Source organism: Acidaminococcus sp. CAG:542, from assembly GCF_000437815.1.
In the GTDB taxonomy this organism is placed as follows: Bacteria; Bacillota; Negativicutes; order Acidaminococcales; family Acidaminococcaceae; genus Acidaminococcus.
The window spans coordinates 1856-6119 of record NZ_FR902078.1 but is presented as its reverse complement, the minus strand read 5'-3'; the positions used below and the strand labels follow the sequence as shown (position 1 = coordinate 6119).

4 protein-coding genes are annotated in these 4264 nt (G+C 58.2%); all 4 read left to right on the top strand.

Annotated features, from left to right (window positions below; genetic code table 11):
* The coding region (locus QVO43_RS05935; protein WP_288174620.1) for an amidase family protein at positions 1-970 on the top strand (970 nt) is incomplete at its 5' end.
* Positions 970-2418, top strand: a complete 1449-nt coding sequence (gene gatB, locus QVO43_RS05930; RefSeq protein ID WP_022487632.1) for an Asp-tRNA(Asn)/Glu-tRNA(Gln) amidotransferase subunit GatB — start codon at positions 970-972, stop codon at positions 2416-2418. The genes QVO43_RS05935 and gatB, both read left to right, overlap by 1 nt.
* A 167-nt stretch (positions 2419-2585) precedes the next feature.
* The gene (locus QVO43_RS05925) at positions 2586-3896 is read left to right on the top strand and encodes an SGNH/GDSL hydrolase family protein (protein WP_022487631.1); all 1311 of its coding nucleotides are present in this window, start codon (positions 2586-2588) and stop codon (positions 3894-3896) included.
* A gap of 45 nt (positions 3897-3941) precedes the next feature.
* Positions 3942-4264 (top strand): QueG-associated DUF1730 domain-containing protein (locus QVO43_RS05920; RefSeq protein ID WP_288174619.1); only part of this gene is annotated, 323 nt, incomplete at its 3' end.

Genomic DNA, 4264 nt, shown 5'->3' with positions numbered 1-4264 from the left:
AGCCATTTGGTCCCTGGGCTCTGATACCGGCGGTTCCATCCGGCAGCCGGCTTTCTTCAACGGCTGCGTAGGGCTGAAACCCACCTACGGCCGGGTTTCCCGGTACGGCTGTGTGGCTTTCGCCTCCTCCCTGGACCAGGTGGGGCCCATTGCCCGTGACGTCACCGACGCCGCCCTGGTGCTGAACACCATCAGCGGCCTGGATGCCCATGATTCCACCTCCTATGATGCACCGGTCCCTGACTACACCAAGGCTCTGCGCCAGGATGTGAAGGACCTGACCATCGGCCTGCCCAAGGAATACTTCGGGGAAGGCACGGACCCCAAAGTGGCTGCCCAGATCAAGCTGGCTGCCAAGAAGTTCGAAGAACTGGGTGCCCATGTGATCGAAGTGTCCCTGCCTCATACGGAATATGCCGTAATCACCTATTACATCATCGCTCCGGCAGAAGCCTCCGCCAACCTGGGCCGTTTCGACGGTGTCCGGTACGGCTTCCGGGAAATGGCTGCGGAAAGCGCTCCGGAAATGATGCGCAAGACCCGTACGGAAGGCTTCGGCAAGGAAGTCCGCCGCCGGATCATGCTGGGGACCTACGTGCTCAGCTCCGGGTACTATGATGCCTATTACAACAAGGCCATGCAGGTCCGGACCCTGATCCGTCAGGACTTTGCCAACGCCTTCGAAAAATGCGATCTGCTGCTGACTCCCACCTCCCCGGTGGTGGCTTATCCTCTGGATGCCAAGATGGATCCTCTGACCGTCTACATGCTGGACGTAACCACCATTCCGGTGAACATGGCCGGCCTGCCCGGCATTTCCATCCCCTGCGGCTTTGTGGACAACATGCCGGTAGGGGCCCAGCTCATCGGCAAGGCTCTGGGCGAAGAGACCCTGCTGCGGGCAGCTTATACCTTTGAACAGGCTACGGATTTCCATAAAGCCGTGGCACCTCTGGGAGGTCGGAAATAATGACAGAATATACTACCGTAATCGGTCTGGAAGTCCATGCGGAACTGAAAACCAAGACCAAGGCTTTCTGCTCCTGCTCCACGGAATTCGGCGGTGCCCCCAACACCCATGTATGCCCGGTTTGTCTGGGCATGCCCGGGGCTCTGCCTGTGATCAACAAGCAGATGGTGGAATTTGCCCTGCGCTTTGCTCTGGCTGTGAACTGCGAGATCCAGCGCTACAGCAAATTCGACCGGAAAAACTACTACTATCCGGATCTGGCCAAAGCCTACCAGATTTCCCAGTTCTATCAGCCCATTGCCCTGAACGGGCACCTGGACGTGAACGTGGACGGGGAAACCAAACGGATCGGCATCACCCGGATCCATATGGAAGAAGACGCCGGGAAACTGGTCCATTCCGGTGCTTCCATCAGCACCTCTGATTTCTCTGCAGTGGACTACAACCGGGCCGGGGTGCCTCTGATCGAAATCGTGTCCGAACCGGACATGCGGTCTGCGGCGGAAGCCCGTGCCTACATGGAAAAACTCCGGGCCTACCTCCAGTACACCGGGGTCTGCGACGGCAAGATGCAGGAAGGCTCCATGCGCTGCGATGCCAACATTTCCATTATGCCCGTAGGGGCCAAGGAATTCGGCACCCGGGCGGAAATCAAGAACCTGAACTCCTTCAAGGCCCTGGAAAGAGCCATTGAATACGAAGTGGAACGGCAGAAGGAAATTCTGGAAGACGGGGGCCATGTGGTCCAGGAAACCCGTACCTGGGACGATGCCCAGGGGATGACCTTCTCCATGCGGTCCAAGGAAGAAGCCCACGATTACCGGTATTTCCCGGAACCGGACCTGGCTCCCATCATCATCGAAAAAGAATGGGTGGAAAAGGCCAAGAGCGAACTGCCGGAACTGCCGGATGCCCGGAAAGCCCGTCTCATGAACGAAAAAGGGCTGGATGACTATTCTGCAGAACTGATCGTGGCTGACAAGAAGATGGCTGAGTACTTCGATGCAGCCGCCAAGGAAACCGACGACGCCAAAGGCGTGGCCAACTGGATCCTGGGGGATGTGTCCGCGTACCTGAACAGCAACAACTGCGGCATCGGGGAATTCCCCGTGTCCCCGGCTCATCTGGGACAGATGGTGGCCCTGATCAAAAAGGGCGTGCTGTCCAGCAAACTGGCCAAGAAGGTCTTTGCAGAAATGCTGAAAAAGGACGAAGCTCCTGCCGATCTGGTGAAGAAGCTGGGCCTGGAACAGGTCAGCGACGAAGGAGCCATCCAGGCCATGGTGGATGAGGCCATTGCTGCCAATCCCCAGTCTGTAGCCGACTACAAGGCCGGCAAGGACAAGGCCATCGGCTTCCTGGTAGGCCAGGTCATGAAGAAATCCCGGGGCAAAGCCAACCCGGGCATGGTAAACAAACTGATCATCAAGACCATTAAGGGTGAATGACAGAGGCGCCGTTGCGGAAGCAACAGTACCGTCAACGGTCAGCTGACAAAAAGAGCTGGTGCTTAGGCACCGGCTCTTTTTTTACCACAAATTTCACACCTTTGATCTTCCTTTTTCATGGGGAACTGTTATGATTAGGAATACAATAACAACAGGGAGGGAGAAAGATGCTGCAGCATACGGAAAGACGCCGGTGGCGCTGGCTGCTGGTGGGGGCGCTGCTGCCGGGACTGTTCCTGGGGCAGCTGGACAATGCCGTCCAGCACCGGATGCCCCGGTACATCCAGCGCTATATGACAGGAGGGCCCCGGCTGGGGTTCCTCCAGTGGCCCCAGGATCTCCAGGCCGTCCGGTACGAGCTGGAGATCTTCTCCCAGATCCCTGAGGAACTGGATCCGGAACATTCGGTAGAAGAAGTCCTGTACCGGGATGCTGAAATCTACACCAACCGGATCCTGCTGGATGAAGAGAAGCTGCCGGATCTGGATGGAGAGCTGCCTCTTTTCTGGCGGGTCCGGGCCTACAACCTGGACGGGAATCCCCTGGGAGGCTATTCCCAGCCGGCAGAGCTCCAGAACACCCTGGAACGGAACCTGCGTGATGCACCGGTGCCCCGTCCCATGAAGAGGGACCAGCCCGGTTCCCGGATCCTGTATCCGGTGTATTCCTATACAAGTCTTCCGGGGGCCAGCCAGTACGAAGTGGAAGTGCTGGACCAGCTGCCGGAAAAAATGGGGGGCATCCTGCCTTCCCGGCACCGGGTCTATGCAGAAACTACGGAACTGACGGACCTGTACGACAAGGAACCCCGGATCGGCACTTATTACTGGCGGGTCCGGGGGATGGACGGCAAGGGCCGGCCGGTGGGGGAATGGAGCCTGCCGGAAAAAGTGGAACTGGAACCAACGGATCGGGTCCAGGTGGGCATCTTCGGAGACAGCATTTCCCATGGAGGGGGCCGGCTGTCCTTCAGCCCCTCGGACCTGGAATACAGCTATGCCCATTACATCTCTGTGCCTACAGTGAACCTGTCGGAAAGCGGGGACACCAGTGAAATGATGGTGGAACGGTTTGAACGGGATGTGCTGCCTTTCCATCTGAAGACCCTTCTGATCATGGGAGGCAGCAACAGCCTCCGGAATGGGACGGAACCGGAAGAGGTGATCGCCGATCTCCGGAAGATCCAGGCTATGTGTCGGGAAAACGGCATCACCCCGGTGCTCCTGACCCTGGCACCCATCAACCCGGGAAACATCGAAAAGGCTTTTGACGAGCCTACGGACAGCCACTGGCAGGAAGCTTTCCGGAAGGTGAACGCGTACATCCGCACCCAGCCCCACATCGATGTGGCGGCGCCTTTTGAAGCCATGGGTCCGGAGCTGCCTACGGAAATGGCCCTGGACGGTCTCCATGGAGACGTGCCCATGAAACGGATCATGGGCCAGGTGATCAGTGACCAGGTAAGGGAGTTTTTGTAAGGGTATGATATAATGACCCTGTAAACCAGAAAAAGGGGGCGGACCATGGATAAAAAGGCGTTGAAGGCATTCTGCCAGAAACTGGGCCTGACGGAAGTGGGCGTGGCTCCCAGCCATCTGCCGGTACCCGATCCTTTTCCGGAGGTGTGTCCCCTGGCGGCGGGGAAGGGACTGGAACGGTATGATCTTACCAGTCTGCTCCCGGGCTGCCGGGGGGCCGTGGTGATCCTTTTTCCCTACCGGTTGGAATCGTCATCCGGCAGCAACCTGTCCTGTTACTGCCAGATCCCGGATTACCATCCGGTGGTCCGGGAGTATCTGGAGAAAATCGCCGGCTGGATGGAAGACCAGGTCCCTGGCAGCCGGCA

Bases quoted from the DNA above. Each gene is read 5' to 3' on its own strand.
- gatB (WP_022487632.1), top strand. From the start codon at position 970: ATGACAGAATATACTACCGTAATCGGTCTGGAAGTCCATGCGGAACTG.
- QVO43_RS05925 (WP_022487631.1), top strand. From the start codon at position 2,586: ATGCTGCAGCATACGGAAAGACGCCGGTGGCGCTGGCTGCTGGTGGGG.